Origin of the sequence: Stenotrophomonas bentonitica (assembly GCF_013185915.1) — a bacterium.
Lineage (GTDB): Bacteria > Pseudomonadota > Gammaproteobacteria > Xanthomonadales > Xanthomonadaceae > Stenotrophomonas > Stenotrophomonas bentonitica.
This window is the reverse complement of record NZ_JAAZUH010000002.1, coordinates 351,015-370,725: the sequence shown is the minus strand read 5'-3', so window position 1 is coordinate 370,725 and position 19,711 is coordinate 351,015. Positions and strand designations below refer to the sequence as shown.

The window sequence follows — 19,711 nt, the reverse complement described above, 5'->3', positions numbered from 1 at the left end:
ATCTCCTGTGGGTAATGATGCCCCCAATCAAGCACACATTTGATTTCTGTCAAGCTCATTGCATGCGCATTTGAATTGCTTGTGCGCGGACCAATGCATGAATGGTCTGGTTGTGGCTAATACTTAACGCGAACGACTGCTGCAGCTCCTGCGCACGCGGGGCGTTCTTTTTCCAGAACTGAACAACGACGCTTGTTCTAATCCGCCAGTCTCGTTCGGACAACACCATAGGGTTCGTGTACCCCATCGGGGTCTTGCCGAACTTGTCTTTGACCAGTGGGTTGGCACCCAGGGCAAGTAAAGCGTCGGCGACATCGAAGCGTTTGTTAATGACAGCCCAATGCAACGCCGTTCGTCCGTTCTCGTCTGTATGCGTGATGAGGTGGTGGTGTGAATGCTTGGCAAGCACACGTACATCTTGAAGCGATAAGTTGTCCATAGTTTCCCCTTGTTTTTCATACAATTGCAAAAGGGGAGATTTTGTCAAGCAGCAAACTCTAAAAAATCAACTGCTGCTGCACCACTTGCCGTGTCTGGAACCCCACAGACATCTGCGCGAGCGCGCTGTCCATGGTGATGGCGTTACCGTTGCCTTCCAACAGAACGTCTTTGATTGGAACGTACCATCGGTTCTCATCGTCGCCTTTGACGTTGAACTCCACGTATTCATCGCGAATGGCCGCGACTTCTATGGGTTGGCGATCGACCCGTGCGCGCTGAACTGATGCAACCACGTCATCCCCCAATCCGAAGCGCTCCGACAGACGCCCCATAAAAACGGTGCACAACACAGGCATGATGGGCGGAATACTCATATCCAGCAAATCACCGAACTCTTTTGGGAACGATCTGCGGGTGTCACTCGATCCAATACCGTTGCGTGAAATAACTTGGTGGCCTATCTCTTCATCGGTTAGCCGGTCGCACAGCTCCTGCACCTCCAAAGCGCTTTTGGAAGTGGCCTGCCCAAGCAACCGGGCTCTAAAGCGAAGCCCCGTAAGCTTACACACTTCATCAACCATGACTTTCAACGCTTCCTCGTTGCGCTTTTGGGCGTAGTCAGCGGCCTTTGCTTTAACGCTGTAAATCAGCGTCATCTCATCGGCAAGTGTAGGCTTGTCCATGCGTCCCCTCACATCTGCGGATGGTGATTGGCGTGTCGGCCTGGAGACATCTGACGCAAGGCACTGGAAAGCGAAACGCTGCGCTCTCCACCGTCCAGATAGACTTTGCTTGCCGCCACAGTGTGAGTGGCGCCTGTGTCGTTGTGCACAAAGGTCACCACATCGTCTTTCACGGATTGCATTCGCACGGCGTGGTTTTCCCAACTGCCACGAACAAAGACTTGTGCGTCGCTGGGAAGATTGAAACGGTCACGGACCCGCTCAAGAAAGACATCGCACAACTGCGCGTTCAACAATGGGATGCTTGTGTCAATCATGTCGCGCATATTCTGTGGCAATGTTGCACGCGACTTGGGGCCAGCTATGCCGGTGTTGGTCATGATCTGCCGGCCGATTTCCAAATCGTTAAAGTCGCCTGAAATGTTGTCGAATGCTTCGCGGTGACGCTCCACTTTTGACTCAAACAACTTGAGCCGCAGGTTCAATCCAGCTAGTTCTTTGATTTGGTCAACCATTCCTTCCAGTGATGGTGCATTGCCTGCTTTGTCGTAGACGGCGGACAGTCGGGAAATCTCGCTCTCAAGAAGTTGTTGTGTTTCTTTTGCGCTTGAGTACCACATCACGCCACCTCCATTTCAGTCTTCTGTGGACGGCGCACGACTTGAATGGTGGGCTTGGGAGACTCTTCACTGGATGGTCGCACTTCGTCTTCGTCGCGCTCCATTTCAAAGGCTTTGCGCGTGTACTCTTTGACGTTGTAGTACGTCGCGATCTTTTCGGCCTCGGCAAACGCCGAGAAGATCAAAGAGTGGTCGTTTTTCAGAACCTTGATCCACGACTGCAAGTAAGCAATGTGGTTGCCTGGGTCATAGTCTTGATCGACAGACAAACCCAAACGGTCGGCCACGATCAGAGAAAAGCATTCTGCGATCAACTCTTCTTTTGCGTACTTCTCCGAACCAAACTTGCCGCTTAGATCGCGCCCCAATCGTGTGGGGTGAGCGCTGGCGTGTCCCGTCTCATGCAACGCGGTGGCGTAGAACCCCTCCATCGTGCGGAACTGCTCTTTGGGCGGCAGTTGCACGTAGTCGTGAGCGACGGTGTAGTACGCCGCGTTGCCGCCGTAGCGGTAGGTAACCCCGCTGTCTTTCATCAGACGCTCGGCTTGCTCGTGACTCCACTCCACCGGCTTGGGTATTTTCGCCTCGCGTATGGGCAAGCCATCGCACTGTTCGCTGTTGAACACCGCCGATGTAATCAGTGCAATTTTCTGCCGCCCGTTCTCGTCAAGAACGGGGTTGCCCTGCTTGTCAGATACATTGATGACTCGTACAACCTTTGACGACTTCTCTCCTTTGCGTACCGTGCCGCCCAGGGCTTTGGCCTGGTTGAAGGTCAACCACCCGTTGCTTTGGAAGCCGCGCGCCGCCTGGGCCATCATCAGCATCATCACGTTGCTGCCGTGGTAGGTGTTTCCTCGGGCGTAGTTGTAGGGCAGGCTTCCAAATGCTCCTGTCGAACTGTGCTGTTTCCAATCGCGTCGCCAGGGGATCACACCCTGTTGCATTTGCTCGATGATGTATTCAGCGGCAATGCTTCGTGCTTCGTCTTGCTTACTCATTGCCACCTCACATTGTCAGTGTTTGCTCTTTCTTCGCCGCTCCATTGAGTTTTTTAGCCGCTGCATTTTTGACGGCCTTACCCACTTCTTTGCTGGGCTTGTCGGCCACGTGGATCACCTGAATCTTGTCGTCCACAAACGACTGCACAGGATCGGGTTGAGCTTGCTCTTGCTCGGCGGGCTTTACGGTGGGCTGGAACGCCTGTGATGTCTCTTGCTTCCAGACTTTGGAGCGCACAGGTTCGTGTTGGATTTCGGGAACGCCAATGGTCTTCAAAATGGCTTCTGCAGCTTTGCTTGCGCGAAGCAACTCTTGCCAGTTGGGCCGGCTGTCAATGTAGTTTTGTGTCCAACCGCTGTCGTCGGGTTCGTAGGTCATGCCCAAACGGCTGGCGATCTGCAACAGCGCCAGTTGGCGCCCTAAGCGGTACTGGCTGTCTTGCTCGCTGCCCTGCTCACCCGGTTGAACTCCCTGGTAGCGGCTGGGGTGCGTGGCCCAATCGGTCAGAACGAACATCAGATCGTGGTAGTACGCGCTCTTTCCGCCCGGATGCTTGGAGGTGTATTCCGACTGAGGGCGCATGTACAACGTGTCTGTCGAACGCTCGTAATACGGTGCGTTCATCGGATCGAACGAGATTTTGGCGCCAGTCTTGGCAATCAGTTCGTCCAAGAATGTGTCGCGGCTTTCGGCCTTTTCGTGCCAGGCGAACGTTGGCTGGGTTAGCGGCAAATTTTTGATTTGATCGCCGTTGAAGCACACAGACATCACAGACTTGATTTCACCGTCCTCCTGCTTGTAGGTGCTTTCAATCTTTGTGGCTTTGCTTTCGCCTTTGGCGATGTAGTAGCCATTTTTTTTGATCTGCTCAGACTTCATGTAGATAGGACTGGTGAATCCACGATCGAGCGCAACGGTCATCAGTTGCAGTGCATTGAAGTCTTTGAATGGGTAACCACTTGCCCCAATCGGCCAACCGCCTATGACGGGCAGTGGCTTCTCGTTCTCATTAAAGCCGTAGTCCAAGATGGACCGGCGCTCTCTAAGTTGGTCGTAAAACCGCTCCGCAATGTCCTGCTTCAATTCGTTTGCTGCGCTCATAACCGTGTCTCCAAGTTGATAGAAATGCTTACCCCTTTTTCAAGTGCTTGCCGTATGCGGTAAAGAACTTCATCAACCGTGAGAAGTTGCACGCTTGCGTCGTCAAAGTCGTGATGCAAGAGAATTCTTAAGTCACCACCGACTTTGTACACAGCGAGACGCTCCGCTGCGATAAGATCGTCCCACCAGTCCTCTACATCTTGATTCATATCTCTTCCGCATTCGCAAAGTAAAATCATTAAACGAGCGGAAAAATGAAAGTCAAGCTTTAAGGAAAACGAAATTTCATTATTATCAAAAAACAAAAAAGCCGCATTTCGGCGGCTTGTTCTTGTTCTGCTTTGCATTTGAGTTACCCCACGCCACTGGGCGCACAATGTTTATTCATTGTGTTCAGAAGATTGATTGCATGTCCATGATTGGCCTTACTGCAAACAAGCTCAAGCAATCGCACGTCCAATTCGGGAGTGGTTTTCCCATGCCCCACTTTGAATTCATAACGCTGCAAAATAAGAGCATCCCATGTAGCGTTGCCACCTACCTTCTGATCGTCAAGATAAAAGAAGCCACGTGCAACCCACTTAGCCCGCCGCACAAGTTCATCACCGTCATCAAAAAGATGACTGAATGCCGCGCAAAACGCTTCTTCAATGTCTTTATTAGTGCTCATATTAAAAGCTCCACTGGTCATCAGAAAAGTCCTTGTCGGGCAGCGTAATCAGCATCGGTTCGTTGTCAGCAGCCTTTGGTTCAACAGTTGGTGTCGCGCTCTTGATTGACCGTTGGACAATGATTTCACCCGTGGGAAGTTCCCAAGAAATTTCCGCAGGAATGCGTGCGCGCACACAATTGACCTGGACCCCCGCAATACGCTGTGTGTCGCCCCGCGCTGACTGTGGGCGTTCAAACCCCGGCATGGCCCAAAAGCGCGTCCAAAATTGGGATTCATTGAGCACGTAGCGCCCATCCCCATCGCAGAACTGGACGTACGACTTGTACACATCCTTCTTTGGTGTCAGGGTTTGGGCGTCGGGAACAATTCCCACCTCTTCACGCCACGCGCCCACGCAATCGTTCTTATTGCGAATGGATTTCTTGAACATCTGTGTAGCTTCGGGCCATTCGTTTTCTGGCAAAAAGCCACCGCGTTTGACAATTCGACTGACCCCTTCCAAAAGCCAGTCGAGAACAATGTGCGCTTCTTCTTTCAGAATGCGTTCGGCAAGGTTGGGGATCTTGACGTACGTGCCGTGGCGTTGGTTCCACTTCACCACACACAAGCGGCGATACATGCCGTCGGTTGCGTCGGTAATCATGGGTTCGTCGTTGGAACTGACGATGTGGCACGATGTATTAACGAACTCAATCATGTCTCGATACAAGAATTTGGCTGTCAGCAAATCGCCGCCGCTGAGCGCTTTAAATGCCTCTTGATCGATACCGCGTGCGCCCCTTTTCACTTCGGGAGTGAAAATCAGACTTGAATTGATGCAGCTTGCCAACGCTTGCGGCTCGCCACACTTATCCAGCCAAATTTGCGCCGTGCGGTGGTGAAAGCCGCGAACAATGGACGACATCACGCCCTTGCCGTTGCCTCCGGTGCCCACCCACCACCAGACCAGCTGATGAGGACCGGGGATCAGAGTCAAGGCGCACTGCTCTTGCACCAGGGCGCGAATATCCAAATCAGGCAATGCGCTGGCAAGGAAGCGCCCAAACAGCGAGTTGGCGGGAACCGCTTGAGGTGTGTGGCGCTTGTTGTAAGACGTACTGACAGTGGCGTTTACGCCGAACGTGAGCCCGAGCTTTTTGTCGGCGGGGAGAACTGAAATCGCACCGTCTTTGCCAACGTGCAGGTAACCGTTCTTTGCAGCGATGACAAAGGTGGATCCGTCCCGCTCAGGAAGTGGCTCAAGCGAATTGACGGCAAATTTGAAGCAGTCCATGGACGCGGCGTTGGTGGCCTTGTCTGGCATATGATTGAACAGGAACTGGGATGCCAACGCGGTGCCTTCGGACAGCGATACCGTATCCCAAAACACGCCGTTCCATTTGTACGCCAGCCCATTGGCCTTCGCCCAATCGCCACACTTCCCACTGTTCAAATAATTCAACCAATTCCACGCGGGTGTATTTGATGGGATGATGTTCGCGCTGTTGATTTTCTTGATTTTCGGTTGGCCAGCTTTGGGTTTGACTTGTTTCGCAACCGTGGGCGCAGGGGTTGACACACCTGCATTATTTGATACATTGATTTTAGACATATTTTTTCTCCTATATGAATACCTCTTTGAAAACCGATCGGTTGCAGCCGTTCGGTTTTTTTATGCGTTCTTTGCCGACTCAAACAACCAGCAGTCCCGTACAGCAAGATCTGTGAGTTCACGGATGTACTCTGAAACTGTCAATCCACTTCGTTGCGCCACGTCCTCCAATAGCGCCAATTTCTCCTGGTCAAACCGAAATGTCCGATTGACCTTCTGAGGGCGGGCACGGCGACGGTAGGGCTTTCTCTTTTTAGTGAGCTTGAATTGCAAAACCTCGCCCATTTGAACCTCCAATTTTGAGTAAATACAATTTAGTTCTAATATATTTCTTTGTCTTGTCAAGCATATTTTGCAATACAAAATTCAAAACCCTTGCGCCGCAATGAATTTGCGATATTCCGCCAATCATTTTTACCCAAATGTTCATCATCTAAACTGTCATTTATATCGCCAACTTGAATTTCCCTTTCAAAGCCTTACAGCGCAAGGGTTTGAGGGTAATTTCTGCCAAATAACGCAATACAAATTATTGCGTGAGTAGGGTCTTGAGTAGGGTGTTGAGTAGGGTCTTTTGGAACCACCCTACTCAACCAAAACCATTGGCATATAAAGGTCTCACTCTTCTTGAGTAGGGTGAGTAGGGTGAAACAAATAAAAGTTTATTCTGAGAACACAATTTTGGCATATGTGTCATTTTTTCCTTAACTATTTCTCAACAACCACCCTACTCACTTACTCAGCACCGACAGCCCTACTGCCCCAATGATTTCAGTGAGTAGGGTCACATTCCATTGGCCCTACTCACGCAATAATTTGTATTGCGTTTTTTAGACGCCCCTTGCTTTCAATCAAACATCAGACGGCCAATACCTTTACATCCGCCGCTGTTTTGCGCTTTCAGGAGTCCCCCCCTCAACCTGCCCCATGATTTTCCGCGCCATTCGCTCGCCCAAGATTTTTTGCGCCTCATTTGTGTAATACGTGTCCGCAATCTGTTCCGGCATGCGTCCGTAGTCATCCAGCGCATTCAAATCCGCGCCGTTGTCCAAAAGAAAGTTGATTGTCTCGCTTTCAGGAAACAAGAACGCAGCATGCAACGGGGTAAAACCGCGATAGTCGCAATGCAAGTTGACATCAGCTCCGTACGAAATCAGCAACTTCATTGTCTTGATGTCCCTCTGCCTCACTGCCATGTGCAAAGCGGCGTGACCTGGGCGCTCACCATCCCTCAACGACGCGCACGTGTTTGGATCCACACCCATTTTGAGAATGTCTTCAAGCTGCCACTCATAAAAGCGGGTGCAGTAGTGGACCATTGCGTAGCCACAGGAAAATACAATGTTTGCATTCGCTCCATATCGAACCAAAAGCTCCAGCGACTCCATTTGCTTGGAATTGAAAGCCAGCTCCACAAGACTGCGGCAATCCCCTTCTTTGAAGTATGTTGAATTTGGGTCAACGCCGAGCTTCAACCTCTTTTCAAGCAGTTCCAGCTTTCCCTTACAAACAGCCAGCCCCAGGACAGACTTCCCCCGCTTGTTATAGTTCTCCATTTCCTATCTCCACTTTTGCCCGATGGGGCGACACAGAAATGTTGACAATGGCGAATGGATTTCTCCACACAAAAAAAGCCCCCAAATTGGGGGCTGCAAAGGACTGCAAGGGACAACTAGGGACTGGGGCTTAACGCCGTCTATCTCAGTGCTTGTGTGAGGACGTTTCTTTCGTGCAAGGCAATACGCTCTTGCACCACTTCGCGTTGCTGCCGCTGCTCATCCAACAACGACTCTTGCGCTTCAATCATCATGTCTGTGCTGCCCCACGCACACTCCGTGAGCAAGTCAAAAATGCAGCCGACAACCGTGTTGTCGTCCAAAATGCTGGCGTGGTCAGCGATGACGCCGTTTGCCATCTGGAACGCATGCAATTGCACGCTGGGCATTACGGGATGTTGGAGCCATGCGTCCACATCACTTTTGCGGTAGCGCACAGGGGTGGTTGACCATCGCTCGTCGGTGCGTGCTGGACGCTCTCCAATGGGCGGTGGCGGCATCCCTTGGTTGCGCAGGCGCTGCAACGTCTTGGTGCTGACCTGCATCAACACAGCGGCTTGTGCAGCGGTGAGGTGCAGATCCCCAGGCGCTTGGGCCAACGCTTGGCGCTGCTGTTCGTCAACTTTGGCCATCGCCGCCTCCAACGTGACTCATCAGTTCGTGCCGTTGGACCCTTGCCGCGCGCAACTCGTCCAGATCCTGAATTCCAGAGGAAAGGGCTGCACGAACGGCGTCTGCCCACTGCACGAACACATTGATGTCGGCCCACTGAAGCTCCAATGCGTCCAGTGCGGACAGGTGTTCGATGCGGGCTTGCGTCAGTGCCGAAATTACGTCCGCGTCGTTCAAATCGTAGACCGTGCCCAGCACGCGTGACTGGTCGTCAAAGATCCAAGGCAGCGTTGCAGTGGCGTCGTGGATCCCAGCAAAACCCATGCCCTTTTTATCCAACAGACGCCTTAACCGTGCAATTTCAGATTGCAGCCCCTTGTTCTCAAGTTCCAGTTCCAGCAATGCCAATTCCGTCTTCTTTGCGGCCACGGACGATTTGATCTTGCGTTCTTTGTAGCTTGATGCCGACAACTGCTCGCGCCATTCGTCCAGATCGGAGAGCTTATAGAACACTTTCGCCGTTTGGCCCAGGCCACCGCTGCTGCTCAGACTGGTTGACTTTGGACCCATGCCTTGTGCGTTGTATCGCGACAACGTGCGTGTGTGGATCCCCAAATAATAGGACGCTGCTTCGCGCCCCACGGACTGAATTGCCCCGGATTTGGCGCGTTCAATCTCGGCCTCCAATTCGCTCGCACGCAATGCTTGGTAGCCATCAGCGTCACGCTTAAGTGTCACAGCACTCATTGGTCAAACCTCTTTGATCTGTATGTCCACGCCAATAGCCTGAATTTCATCCAAGATACAACTCAGACTTGCAATCGTTGAACCCATCTTCCCTTGCAACCGATCTTTGCGCTGAACAGTCAGAGCGTTTGAAAAATTCTCTAGGATCCAATTCCGGCTTCGACGTATCTCATCGCTGTCCAGCGCTGCCAACCGTTCATTGATGGGATGAAACAAGCGCCTCAACTCTTGAAAGCGCCTGTGTCCAAATTGGGTGTACGTGGTTTCAGCGGTGCGTTGATCCATGCGCCTTGCGTCTTCAATCAATCTTTTGAAGTCGCGAACATCACGGTACAGAACCCTCAATTCCTCAACGGAATGGTCACGCACCTTTCTTTTTTCCGTGTATTCGTCAACGAAAAGCATTCCATTGCTCATCACTCTTCCTCGCCGCTTTTCACGGGCCTCAGGCCCGAATGAATGACAGGCATCTTGTCATTCAACTCATCCAAGAACGGCTTATCTGCGCCCTTCAAAACATTCCAGACACGGGGACTGGTCGAAATCATCACTTCTTCCACTTTGGAAAAAGCCTCCCGCAACGCCCCCCACTCCTGCTCATTGTACAGGTCCGTGACATTGGCTGACCCATTGTTGACTTTGTGATTGAGCATGTCGGAGACAATTCGGCCGGACATAAGAGCTTCGGCAAATCGCCCCAAGGTTCGGCGCAAATCGTGTGGCGTCAAGCCAATGTCAATCTCCTGACGCAAATCCAACATGCCCGCGTCCACACGCACATTTCTGATAATGGATTTGCTGTCGCTGTAGTGACCTTCCTTTGAACGCGTGGAGCGGGCTGGGAACACCCATTTCATGCGATCGGCCTTTTGCTCAACCCGATACACCTCACGCTGCGCTTTGGCAATTGTCATGTAATCGGATGTGGTCTTTTTAACCTCTTCCACCGCACGCTTGGCCCGGTCCATTTCACTGGGCAATTGCGCTTCGGCGTCCTTGGCATCATTCAAGCGTTGGATGAGGATTTTTTCTGCAAAGTAGGCAACCGGCAAAAAACGGACTTCACCATTTTTTGTGTCGTGAAAGAACACTTGTGAGCCTGGACGCTTGGTGCTGGGATTGATATCACCAGCGTTGGGCGCAAGCCACACCCACGACACGCGCTCGTTGGCGAGGTCGTCTTTGGACACCTTGTCGTACCACTGCAATTGCGTGGCCTCGTTGCGTCGTGCGCCCCACAGCAACGTCAATAGCAGATAGTCCACGGCAACGGCGTTGTGTTTGTTCTGCAAATTCCGGCGGAACACCAACGTCTTTAGCACCGTGGACAGTGTGCCGTCCTCTTTGCCCAGCGGATTGCGCACCTGGGCTTTGCGGTAGTGTTCGCGCTTCTCTTTTGCCCCGCGCCACAATTCCAAATCAAAAAGAGACTCGACGGGGTTGAACTGAATTGCGACCTCACGTCCTTCCCTGTGCGCGTCCAGTCGTTCTTGGCGCAACACAATATCAATGGCCCGGTTCAAATCGGCAAAAGTGTGTTCAACGGCCTCAATTCCAGCTGCTTTTGCCCGTTGAATGTACTTGCCCGACAAGCCCATGGCCGCGTACTCGTCCATTGGCAACGACCACCATTTGTCCTTTGCGGCCAACAGAGGCTTGACCTCTGCGGGGATCCGGTTGGATTTGAGCATTGCCGACGTGCGCAAGGCGTTCCACGCCTTCACAATTTGATCGTGGGTCAGATCCCTGACTTGGATGTCCGCAAGCCCCACCTCATTGCGCGCCAGTCGCGCCAAGCTGTTTTGCACGGCCTTTGTGCTGTTGGCTTTGCGTTTGCCCGCCTCAACTTGGGCGTCCAGTCGTTCGATATAGCGCTCCATACACGCCCGCACCGTAATGTGCTTTGCGCTCGTCGTTCTGCGCTCTTGTGCGTCCCTGCGCCGGGGGCTTTCTCCACCCGACTGAACGATGTACGCAATTTCCAATCGGGCCTTTTCATGCGCCTGGACAATCGACATGTCGTCCACGGACCCCAGTGACACGCGTACAACACGCTCCCCCACCCGCTTGCGCACCTCAAATGAATTGCCGCTGGTGCCAACGTACACACCAAACCCGGTGGGCGCTCCTTGGGTGTCGTCCACAAAGCGGTAGGGCTTAGGATCGGGGTTGGCTTCAATGACGGTCTTGCCGTTGGCGTCCAATGCCGGACGCTCATTGATGGTCAACGCACGCAACTGCCGATCACTCAATTTGTATCGCTGCTTGCTCATCTCTGTCACCCTTGTCGTGGATACATTGCTGTGTCCATGGCGCTGCGGCATACGCCGACTGTACTATGCAAAACGCCCGTGGACACACTGTTTTAGCTCCGCCGTCTCCCATGGACACCAGATGGACACTTTTTGTGCCCACAAGCGTCTTACGGCGCCCTCTGGTGTCTCAAGTTGTCGCCGCGCCGCCTCGTCTAACGTGCTGATTAGCTTCAATAATTCATGAAAAACAACGACTTATCGGGTCATACACCCGCCATGAAGCAGTTCTTTGCCGCCAAGTCCGATTACCCGGACCTGCTGCTGTTCTTCCGGATGGGCGACTTCTACGAGCTGTTCTACGACGACGCGCGCAAGGCGGCGCGGCTGCTGGACATCACCCTGACCCAGCGCGGCAGCTCCGGCGGCGCGCCCATTCCGATGGCCGGCGTGCCGGTGCATGCGTATGAGGGCTACCTGGCGCGGCTGGTGGCGCTGGGTGAGTCGGTGGCGATCTGCGAGCAGATCGGCGACCCGGCGCTGGCCAAGGGCCTGGTCGAGCGCAAGGTGGTGCGCATCGTCACCCCCGGCACCGTCACCGACGAGGCGCTGCTGGACGAGCGCCGCGACACCCTGCTGATGGCGCTGTCGCGTGGCAAAAACGGCTATGGGCTGGCCTGGGCCGACCTGGCCGGCGGCCGCTTCCTGGTCAACGAGGTGGATTCCGACGACGCGCTGGAGGCCGAGCTGGCCCGGTTGGAACCGGCCGAGCTGCTGGTGCCGGACGAAGAGAACTGGCCGGACTTCCTGAAGCAGCGCAGCGGCATCCGCCGCCGTGCGCCGTGGCTGTTCGACGCCGACAGCGGCCGCCGCCAGCTGCTGGCCTTCTTCAAGCTGCATGACCTCACCGGCTTCGGCATCGACGACAAGCCGCGCGCCACCGCTGCCGCCGGCGCGCTGCTGGGTTACGTGGAAGAAACCCAGAAGCAGCGTCTGCCGCACCTGACCGCCATCGCCACCGAGTCGGCCAGCGAAGCCATCGCCATGAACGCGGCCACGCGCCGCCATCTGGAACTGGATACGCGCGTTGACGGCGACACCCGAAACACCCTGCTCGGCGTGCTCGACACCACGGTGACGCCGATGGGCGGGCGCCTGCTGCGGCGCTGGCTGCACCGTCCGCTGCGCCTGCGCGAGGTGCTGCAGCAGCGCCACGATGCGGTAGCTACGTTGATCGACCGTGGTGCCGACGGCGATGTGCGCGATGCGTTCCGTGCGCTGGGCGACCTGGAGCGCATCCTGACCCGCGTGGCGCTGCGCTCGGCGCGCCCGCGCGATTTCTCCACACTGCGCGACGGCCTCGGGCTGCTGCCGGAGGTGCGTGCGGTGCTGGCACCGCTGGATTCGCCGCGCCTGGTGGCACTGCGCGAGTCGCTGGGCTCGCATGACGAGTGCGCGCACCTGCTCGCCTCGGCCATCGCCCCTACCCCGCCGATGAAACTCAGCGACGGCGGCGTGATTGCCGAGGGCTTTGATGCGGAGCTGGACGAACTGCGCCGGCTCTCGACCCACGCCGACCAGTTCCTGATCGACCTGGAACAGCGCGAGCGCGCCAGCAGCGGCATCGCCACGCTGAAGGTCGGCTACAACCGCGTGCACGGGTACTACATTGAAATCAGCAAGGGCCAGAGCGACAAGGCGCCGGTGCACTACACCCGCCGCCAGACCCTGACCAATGCCGAGCGCTACATCACCGAAGAACTGAAGTCATTCGAAGACAAGGTGCTTTCGGCGCGCGAGCGCTCGCTGTCGCGCGAGAAGCTGCTGTACGAACAGCTGCTGGACACGCTGGGCGGCGAACTGGAGCCGCTCAAGCAGTGTGCGGCCGCGCTCAGCGAACTGGACGTGCTGGCCGGTTTCGCCGAGCGCGCGCAGGCGCTGGACTGGGCCCGCCCCGAGCTGGACAGCGCGCCGTGCCTGCGCATCGAGCGCGGCCGCCACCCGGTGGTGGAAGCGGTGCGTGAGCAGCCGTTCGAACCCAACGACCTGGATCTGCACCCGGACCGCCGCATGCTGGTGATCACCGGCCCGAACATGGGCGGCAAATCCACCTACATGCGCCAGAACGCGCTGATCGTGCTGCTGGCCCATATCGGCAGCTTCGTGCCGGCCAGCCGCGCGGTGATCGGCCCGATCGACCGCATCCTCACCCGCATCGGCGCCGGCGACGACCTGGCGCGCGGGCAGTCGACCTTCATGGTCGAAATGAGCGAGACCAGCTACATCCTGCACCATGCCACCGCGCAGTCGCTGGTGCTGATGGACGAGATCGGCCGTGGCACCTCGACCTACGACGGCCTGGCCCTGGCCGACGCGGTGGCCCGCCACCTGGCCTTCGAGAACGGCTGCTACACGCTGTTTGCCACCCACTACTTCGAGCTGACCGCGCTGGCCGACGAGCAGCACCAGGGGGGCACCAGCGGCATCGCGAATGTCCACCTGGACGCGGTGGAGCACGGTGAGGCGCTGGTGTTCATGCACGCGGTGAAGGACGGCCCGGCCAACCGCAGCTTCGGCCTGCAGGTGGCGGCGCTGGCCGGCCTGCCCCGGGCCACCGTGGCCCAGGCCCGCCGCCGGCTGGCGGAGCTGGAGCAGCGTGGCGGCGAGACCGTGACCGCCAGCGTGACCGCGCAGGCACTGGATGCGCCGCAGCAGTTCGGGCTGTTCACCGCCCCGTCCAGCAAGGCGCAGGAGGCGCTGGCGGCGATCGACCCGGACGAGTTGACCCCGAAGCAGGCGCTGGAGGCGCTGTACCGGTTGAAAGCCTTGGTTTAAGAAGGCAACCGGGCCATCTGGCCGGTAGCCCCGGCCGTTGGCCGGACCAGGCGATCCGTGGGCCGGCCAACGGCCGGCGCTACCGGGTGCGCGTGAAGCCTTCGCATGCCCTTCGTGCAGGCGGCGTTATGCTCCGGCCGTCCCATCCCGGGGCAAAGGAGTCGGTCGTGAACACCAATTCGATCACTGATGCTCTTTTGATGCAGCTGCAGGGCGGCCAAGCCGTGCAGCAGGTTTCCCAACAGCTTGGCGTGGATCAAGGCCAGGCGTCCCAGGCCATCAGCGCCGCGCTGCCACTGCTGATGGGAGCGCTGGGCAAGAATGCCAGCGAGCCGCAGGGGGCCCAGTCCCTGCTCAACGCCCTTCAGAAGGACCATCTGGGCGGCGGAGGCGGCGGGGGTGGGTTCGACCTTGGCGGCATTCTTGGTGCCGTGCTGGGCGGCGGCGGCGGGAATGCCACCAGCGGCGACGGCATTCTGGGCCACCTGTTCGGCGGGCGGACCCCGCAGGCCGCCCAGATGCTGGGGCAGCAGACGGGGCTCGACAGTGGCCGCTCCGGCCAGCTGCTGGCCATTCTGGCGCCCATCGTCATGTCGTTCCTCGCCCAGAAGTTTGCCCAGCAGGGCAATTCCGGTGACCTCAGCCAGGCACTGACCGCCGAACGGCCAGCATCCGGAGGCAGCATTTTCGACGCCTTCGACCAGGATGGCGATGGCAAATTCGGCGCAAGCGACGTAGTGGGAATGCTCTTCAAGCGCTGACCCGGTCGCCGGTTCCCTTGGCCGGCGCCCTTTTGATAGATCACGACTATCGATTCCTTAGTTTCAATCAAATTTACCGATAGCAACGCCTTGCATAGGGTAGATGGGCTGCCCTTGCATGCGCCGCGGGGCCCCTCCCACATTCGCCAGTCCACAGGTAAAACGACCCATGAAAAGCGAAGCGAAGTGCCCGTTCAACCACGCCCTCGTCGGCGACGCCACCACCAACCGCGACTGGTGGCCCAACCAGTTGCGCGTGGACCTGCTCAACCAGCATTCCTCCCGTTCGCACCCGCTGGATGCGGACTTCGACTACGCCAAGGCCTTCGCCGGGCTCGACTACGCCGCGCTCAAGGCCGACCTGACCGCGCTGATGACCGATTCGCAGGACTGGTGGCCGGCCGACTTCGGCCATTACGGCGGCCTGTTCGTGCGCATGGCCTGGCACAGCGCCGGCACCTACCGCATCGGTGACGGGCGCGGCGGCGGCGGCCGGGGCCAGCAGCGCTTCGCCCCGCTCAACAGCTGGCCGGACAACGTCAGCCTGGAGAAGGCGCGCCGCCTGCTGTGGCCGATCAAGCAGAAGTACGGCCAGGCCATTTCCTGGTCCGACCTGCTGATCCTCACCGGCAACGTCGCGCTGGAATCGATGGGCTTCAAGACGCTGGGCTTTGCCGGCGGCCGCCCGGATACCTGGGAACCGGACCAGGATGTGTACTGGGGTCGCGAAACCACCTGGCTCGGCGGCGACGTGCGCTATGCGCATGGCTCCGAAGGCGTGGTCGAAGACCATGGCGTGCTGGTCTCCGATGACGACGCCGACGGCGACATCCACTCGCGCAACCTGGAAAACCCGCTGGCCGCCGTGCAGATGGGCCTGATCTACGTGAACCCGGAAGGCCCGGACGGCAATCCCGACCCGATCAAGGCCGCCATCGACATCCGCGACACCTTCGGCCGCATGGCGATGGACGACGAGGAAACCGTCGCGCTGATCGCCGGTGGCCACAGCTTCGGCAAGACCCACGGTGCCGGCCCGGCCGACAACGTGGACGTGGAACCGGAAGCGGCCGGGCTGGAACACCAGGGCCTGGGCTGGACCAACAAGTTCCGCAGCGGCAAGGGCGGCGACACCATCACCAGCGGCCTGGAAGTGACCTGGACGCGCACCCCGGCAAAGTGGAGCCATGACTTCTTCGAGATCCTGTTCGGCAACGAATGGGAACTGACCAAGAGCCCGGCCGGTGCGCACCAGTGGGTGGCGAAAAATGCGGAGGCGGTGATTCCCGACGCGCATGATCCGTCGAAGAAACATCGCCCGACCATGCTCACCACCGACCTGTCGCTGCGCCTGGATCCGGCGTACGAGAAGATCTCGCGCAACTTCCTGGAAAACCCGCAGGCGTTTGCCGACGCGTTCGCCCGCGCGTGGTTCAAGCTGACCCACCGCGACATGGGGCCGCGTGCGCGCTACCTCGGTCCGGAAGTACCGGCCGAAACCTTCATCTGGCAGGACCTGGTGCCGGATGCGCCGAAGGCGCAGGTCAGCAGCAACGACGTGACGGCGCTGAAGCAGCAGATCTCGGCGGCAGGACTGAGCGTGGCCGAACTGGTGTCCACCGCGTGGGCGTCGGCGTCCACCTTCCGTGGCTCGGACAAGCGCGGCGGTGCCAACGGTGCGCGCATCCGCCTGGCCCCGCAGAAGGACTGGGCTGTGAACCAGCCGAAGCAGCTGGCCAAGGTGCTGGCCGCGCTGGAGAAGATCCAGGCCGGCTTCAAGGGCGACGGTGGCGCGCAGGTATCGCTGGCCGACCTGATCGTGCTGGCTGGTGCAGTGGGTGTGGAGCAGGCGGCCAAGGCCGGTGGCCACACGGTCAGCGTGCCGTTCACGCCGGGCCGCACCGATGCGAGCCAGGAACAGACCGATGTGGAATCATTCGCGGTACTGGAGCCGTACGCCGATGGCTTCCGCAACTACACCAAGGGCCGTTACAAGGTGCCGGCCGAGGCGCTGCTGATCGACCGCGCACAGCTGCTGACCCTGACCGGTCCCGAGCTGACCGCGCTGGTCGGTGGCCTGCGCGTGCTGGGGGCGAACGTCGATGGAAACACCGATGGCGTGCTGACCGAACGCCCTGGCACGTTGAGCAACGACTTCTTCGTCAACCTGCTGGACATGGGCACCGAGTGGAAGGCCAGCGGCGACGGGTATGTCGGCAGCACGCGTGGCAGCGGCACGAAGCGCTGGACCGGCAGCCGCGCCGACCTGGTGTTCGGTTCCAACTCGGTGTTGCGTGCGGTAGCCGAGGTGTATGCGAGCGCCGACGGCGAGAAGAAGTTCGTGCAGGACTTCGTGGCCGCCTGGGCACGGGTGATGGAGCTGGACCGGTACGACCTGCACCGGTGAGGCATCAGGAGAGGTCCGCAGGTGCGGGCCTCTCCGGAAGGTTGGCGGTGGGCCGGCGTTTGCGATATCCCGGGCACCGCCTGGGTCGGCCAGCGACCGACGCTACCGGGTCATGGGCGCGTGTGGAAAATCGCGGTCACTGGTTGCGATGCCTACAACGCGTCCAGATCCCCCAGCGCACGGATCAACCGCCGCGCGCGCTTGTCGGGACGATGCTCCGGCGGCTGGTACCCATTCCGCGCCGCTGCACGCTGCGCCCTCGCTTCGGCACGACGTGCCAGCGACGCCTCGCTTTCCGCGTACAACTGCTGCGCCACCGGCGCCGGTCCGCGCAGGTCGCTCAGGCCGCGTACCTGCACTTCATAGACTTCATCGCCGCGGCTGATCTGCAGCTGCTCGCCCACGCGCACCGCGCGCGAGGATTTCGGGCGCTGCCCGGCTACGTCGACCTTGCCGGTCTCCACCGCCTGCTTGGCCAGGCTGCGGGTCTTGAAGAAGCGCGCCGCCCACAGCCACACATCCAGGCGGACACTCGGTTCGGGCACGAAAACGTCGGTCATCGGTGAATCGCTACTCCGTTCGTTTGTTCAGCGGCATCGGTTGGGACGGGTCGGTACGGCAGCCGGTGCCGCCGATCAGGGTGGGCACGCCGGCATTCAAATCCTGGCGCTGGCTGCCCACGTTGCACTCGGGGCGGTCGCCCGGCCGGACCTGGGTGTCGCGCATGCGGTCTGTACTGGAACATGCGGCCAGCAGCGCGGCGATCAAGAGGGGCAGCGCGGTGCGGATGAATCGGTCAGGCAGGAATCGGCCGGCAACCGGCACCACGGCGCGGGGTGTTGGGGAGGGCGTGTTCATCGCGATATCCCACTGACGGGCTTGGTGCTAGTGTGCCGCTGTCCGGACCTGATCTCCATAGCACATGGCCAAAGCGCCGCTTGACCTGACCACCGGCCCGATCGGGCGCAACCTGTTCCTGTTCGCCCTGCCGATCCTGGCCGGCAACATCGCCCAGTCATTGAACGGCTCGGTGAATGCGGTCTGGGTGGGCCGCTTCCTTGGCGAGGCGGCGCTGACCGCGACCGCGAACGCCAACAACATCATGTTCTTCCTGATTGGTTCGGTGTTTGGCATCGGCATGGCCGCCACCATCCTGATCGGCCAGGCGATGGGGGCGCGCGACATCGGCCAGGCGCGACGGGTTATGGGCACCAGCGCCACGTTCTTCATCGGGTTGTCGGTGGTGATCGCCATTGCCGGCTGGTGGCTGTCGCATCCGCTACTGGCGGCGATGGGTACGCCGGCGGCGTCGCTGCCGCTGGCCGAGGCGTACCTGCGCATCATTTTCCTGGCGATGCCTACGCTGTATGCCTTCGCCTTCCTGAGTTCGGCGCTTCGCGGCGTAGGCGATTCGCGCACGCCGTTCCGGTTCCTGCTGCTGTCGGTGGTGCTGGACATCGTCTTCAACCCGCTGCTGATCTTCGGCATCGGTCCGTTCCCGCAGCTGGGAATCGCCGGTGCCGCGTGGGCGACGCTGATCGCGCAGACGCTGTCGCTGGTCGGCCTGCTCTGGTACATGCGCAACAAGCGCCACGTGCTGTGGCTGGGGCGCAAGGACATGGCGCTGTTCAAGATCGATACGGAGATCCTGCGCGCGCTGGTGGTCAAGGGCGTGCCGATGGGCCTGCAGATGGTGCTGATCTCGCTGTCGATGATCATGATGATGACCATGGTCAACAGCTACGGGACCGACACCGCCGCTGCGTATGGCGCTTCGCTGCAGCTGTGGACCTACGTGCAGATGCCGGCGATGGCGATCGGTGCAGCGTGCTCGTCGATGGCGGCGCAGAACGTGGGCGCGGGCAACTGGTCGCGCGTGCGTGGCACCGCACGCAGTGGGGTGATGTACAACTTCCTGCTGACCGGCGTGCTGATCCTGCCGTTGATCCTGCTCGACCGTTACACGCTCGCCCTGTTCCTGCCCAGCGGCAGCGAAGCGCTGGACGTGGCGCGCCATCTCAACCACATCGCGGTGTGGTCGTTCCTGTTCTTCGGCGTGAACTTCGTGATTTCCGGCGTGGTGCGCTCCACTGGTGCGGTGATTCCGCCGCTGCTGATCCTGGCCGCGTCGTTGTGGGGCATCCGCGTGCCGTTTGCCGAGCTGCTGCAGGACCGCTGGGGGGCAGATGCGGTGTGGTGGAGTTTCCCGATCAGTTCGTTCTGCGCGATGCTGATGTCGCTGGCGTATTACCGCTGGGGCGGCTGGCGCAAGGCGACGATGCTGCCGACGCACCGGGAAGAGATGGCGGTGCCGGCGGAGATTCCGGCTGCTCCGCCGTCGCCTGTTGCGGACCCTGATCCGCGGTAGAAACGAAAACGGCCACCCGAAGGTGGCCGTTTCGTTGACGCGACACCCGAAGGTGCTTGTCG

General features: G+C 58.7%; 19 protein-coding genes. 4 read left to right on the top strand and 15 right to left on the bottom strand.

The annotated features are described in order from the left end of the window. Nucleotides 1-55: 55 nt before the first annotated feature. The 13 genes from HGB51_RS12780 to HGB51_RS12720 all read right to left on the bottom strand — a co-directional run bounded on the left by HGB51_RS12780 (nucleotide 56) and on the right by HGB51_RS12720 (nucleotide 11,299). On the bottom strand, nucleotides 56-487 hold the full coding sequence (locus tag HGB51_RS12780; protein ID WP_141739259.1) for an ankyrin repeat domain-containing protein: 432 nt from the start codon (nucleotides 485-487) through the stop codon (nucleotides 56-58). A 10-nt stretch (nucleotides 488-497) separates the two neighbouring features. Continuing rightward, nucleotides 498-1,124 carry a hypothetical protein gene (locus tag HGB51_RS12775; RefSeq protein WP_070209634.1) on the bottom strand — a complete coding sequence of 209 codons (627 nt, stop codon included), beginning with the start codon at nucleotides 1,122-1,124 and terminating at the stop codon, nucleotides 498-500. 8 nt (nucleotides 1,125-1,132) lie between these two features. Next, nucleotides 1,133-1,744, bottom strand: coding sequence for a hypothetical protein (locus HGB51_RS12770; RefSeq protein ID WP_171966848.1), 612 nt, complete (start codon nucleotides 1,742-1,744; stop codon nucleotides 1,133-1,135). After that, nucleotides 1,744-2,745: an ArdC family protein gene (locus HGB51_RS12765; protein ID WP_171966847.1), complete on the bottom strand. Its 1,002-nt coding sequence runs from the start codon at nucleotides 2,743-2,745 to the stop codon at nucleotides 1,744-1,746. The genes HGB51_RS12770 and HGB51_RS12765 overlap by 1 nt, the downstream gene beginning before the upstream one ends. A 7-nt stretch (nucleotides 2,746-2,752) precedes the next feature. Continuing rightward, on the bottom strand, nucleotides 2,753-3,847 hold the full coding sequence (locus HGB51_RS12760; protein WP_070209321.1) for a zincin-like metallopeptidase domain-containing protein: 1,095 nt from the start codon (nucleotides 3,845-3,847) through the stop codon (nucleotides 2,753-2,755). Continuing rightward, a complete protein-coding gene (locus HGB51_RS12755; protein WP_141739226.1) occupies nucleotides 3,844-4,194 on the bottom strand; it encodes a hypothetical protein in 351 nt (116 codons plus the stop codon). The genes HGB51_RS12760 and HGB51_RS12755 overlap by 4 nt, the downstream gene beginning before the upstream one ends. A gap of 5 nt (nucleotides 4,195-4,199) precedes the next feature. Continuing rightward, nucleotides 4,200-4,517 (bottom strand): hypothetical protein, encoded by a 318-nt coding sequence (locus HGB51_RS12750; RefSeq protein ID WP_141739225.1) that lies wholly within the window; start codon nucleotides 4,515-4,517, stop codon nucleotides 4,200-4,202. 1 nt (nucleotide 4,518) lies between these two features. Continuing rightward, nucleotides 4,519-6,111 carry a DUF5906 domain-containing protein gene (locus HGB51_RS12745; protein ID WP_141739224.1) on the bottom strand — a complete coding sequence of 531 codons (1,593 nt, stop codon included), beginning with the start codon at nucleotides 6,109-6,111 and terminating at the stop codon, nucleotides 4,519-4,521. An 875-nt stretch (nucleotides 6,112-6,986) separates the two neighbouring features. Continuing rightward, nucleotides 6,987-7,667 (bottom strand): ankyrin repeat domain-containing protein, encoded by a 681-nt coding sequence (locus HGB51_RS12740; protein ID WP_070209318.1) that lies wholly within the window; start codon nucleotides 7,665-7,667, stop codon nucleotides 6,987-6,989. A gap of 140 nt (nucleotides 7,668-7,807) precedes the next feature. Then, nucleotides 7,808-8,299 carry a helix-turn-helix domain-containing protein gene (locus HGB51_RS12735; protein WP_141739223.1) on the bottom strand — a complete coding sequence of 164 codons (492 nt, stop codon included), beginning with the start codon at nucleotides 8,297-8,299 and terminating at the stop codon, nucleotides 7,808-7,810. Next, nucleotides 8,286-9,026, bottom strand: coding sequence for a hypothetical protein (locus HGB51_RS12730; RefSeq protein ID WP_070209316.1), 741 nt, complete (start codon nucleotides 9,024-9,026; stop codon nucleotides 8,286-8,288). Before HGB51_RS12730 ends, HGB51_RS12735 begins: the two co-directional genes overlap by 14 nt. A gap of 3 nt (nucleotides 9,027-9,029) precedes the next feature. Continuing rightward, on the bottom strand, nucleotides 9,030-9,443 hold the full coding sequence (locus HGB51_RS12725; RefSeq protein WP_032969274.1) for a hypothetical protein: 414 nt from the start codon (nucleotides 9,441-9,443) through the stop codon (nucleotides 9,030-9,032). After that, a complete protein-coding gene (locus HGB51_RS12720) occupies nucleotides 9,443-11,299 on the bottom strand; it encodes an integrase family protein (RefSeq protein WP_084739096.1) in 1,857 nt (618 codons plus the stop codon). The genes HGB51_RS12725 and HGB51_RS12720 overlap by 1 nt, the downstream gene beginning before the upstream one ends. Before the next feature lie 222 nt (nucleotides 11,300-11,521). Here HGB51_RS12720 and mutS point away from each other — a divergent pair, with 222 nt between their 5' ends. The 3 genes from mutS (at nucleotide 11,522) to katG (ending at nucleotide 17,281) form a co-directional block, all read left to right on the top strand. Continuing rightward, nucleotides 11,522-14,113 (top strand): DNA mismatch repair protein MutS, encoded by a 2,592-nt coding sequence (mutS, locus tag HGB51_RS12715; protein ID WP_070209313.1) that lies wholly within the window; start codon nucleotides 11,522-11,524, stop codon nucleotides 14,111-14,113. 200 nt (nucleotides 14,114-14,313) lie between these two features. Beyond that, a complete protein-coding gene (locus HGB51_RS12710; protein WP_425505390.1) occupies nucleotides 14,314-14,874 on the top strand; it encodes a DUF937 domain-containing protein in 561 nt (186 codons plus the stop codon). A gap of 169 nt (nucleotides 14,875-15,043) precedes the next feature. Further along, on the top strand, nucleotides 15,044-17,281 hold the full coding sequence (gene katG / locus HGB51_RS12705) for a catalase/peroxidase HPI (protein ID WP_070209562.1): 2,238 nt from the start codon (nucleotides 15,044-15,046) through the stop codon (nucleotides 17,279-17,281). Between the two features lie 152 nt (nucleotides 17,282-17,433). Here the strand turns inward: katG and HGB51_RS12700 are convergent, their stop codons facing one another. Both HGB51_RS12700 and HGB51_RS12695 read right to left on the bottom strand, forming a co-directional pair. Continuing rightward, the gene (locus tag HGB51_RS12700) at nucleotides 17,434-17,841 is read right to left on the bottom strand and encodes an RNA-binding S4 domain-containing protein (protein WP_070209561.1); all 408 of its coding nucleotides are present in this window, start codon (nucleotides 17,839-17,841) and stop codon (nucleotides 17,434-17,436) included. 10 nt (nucleotides 17,842-17,851) lie between these two features. Beyond that, complete coding sequence (locus HGB51_RS12695; protein WP_246233582.1) at nucleotides 17,852-18,139, bottom strand: hypothetical protein; 288 nt, start codon at nucleotides 18,137-18,139, stop codon at nucleotides 17,852-17,854. A 64-nt stretch (nucleotides 18,140-18,203) separates the two neighbouring features. Here HGB51_RS12695 and HGB51_RS12690 point away from each other — a divergent pair, with 64 nt between their 5' ends. Beyond that, complete coding sequence (locus tag HGB51_RS12690) at nucleotides 18,204-19,649, top strand: MATE family efflux transporter (RefSeq protein ID WP_070209560.1); 1,446 nt, start codon at nucleotides 18,204-18,206, stop codon at nucleotides 19,647-19,649. Nucleotides 19,650-19,711 lie beyond the last annotated feature (62 nt).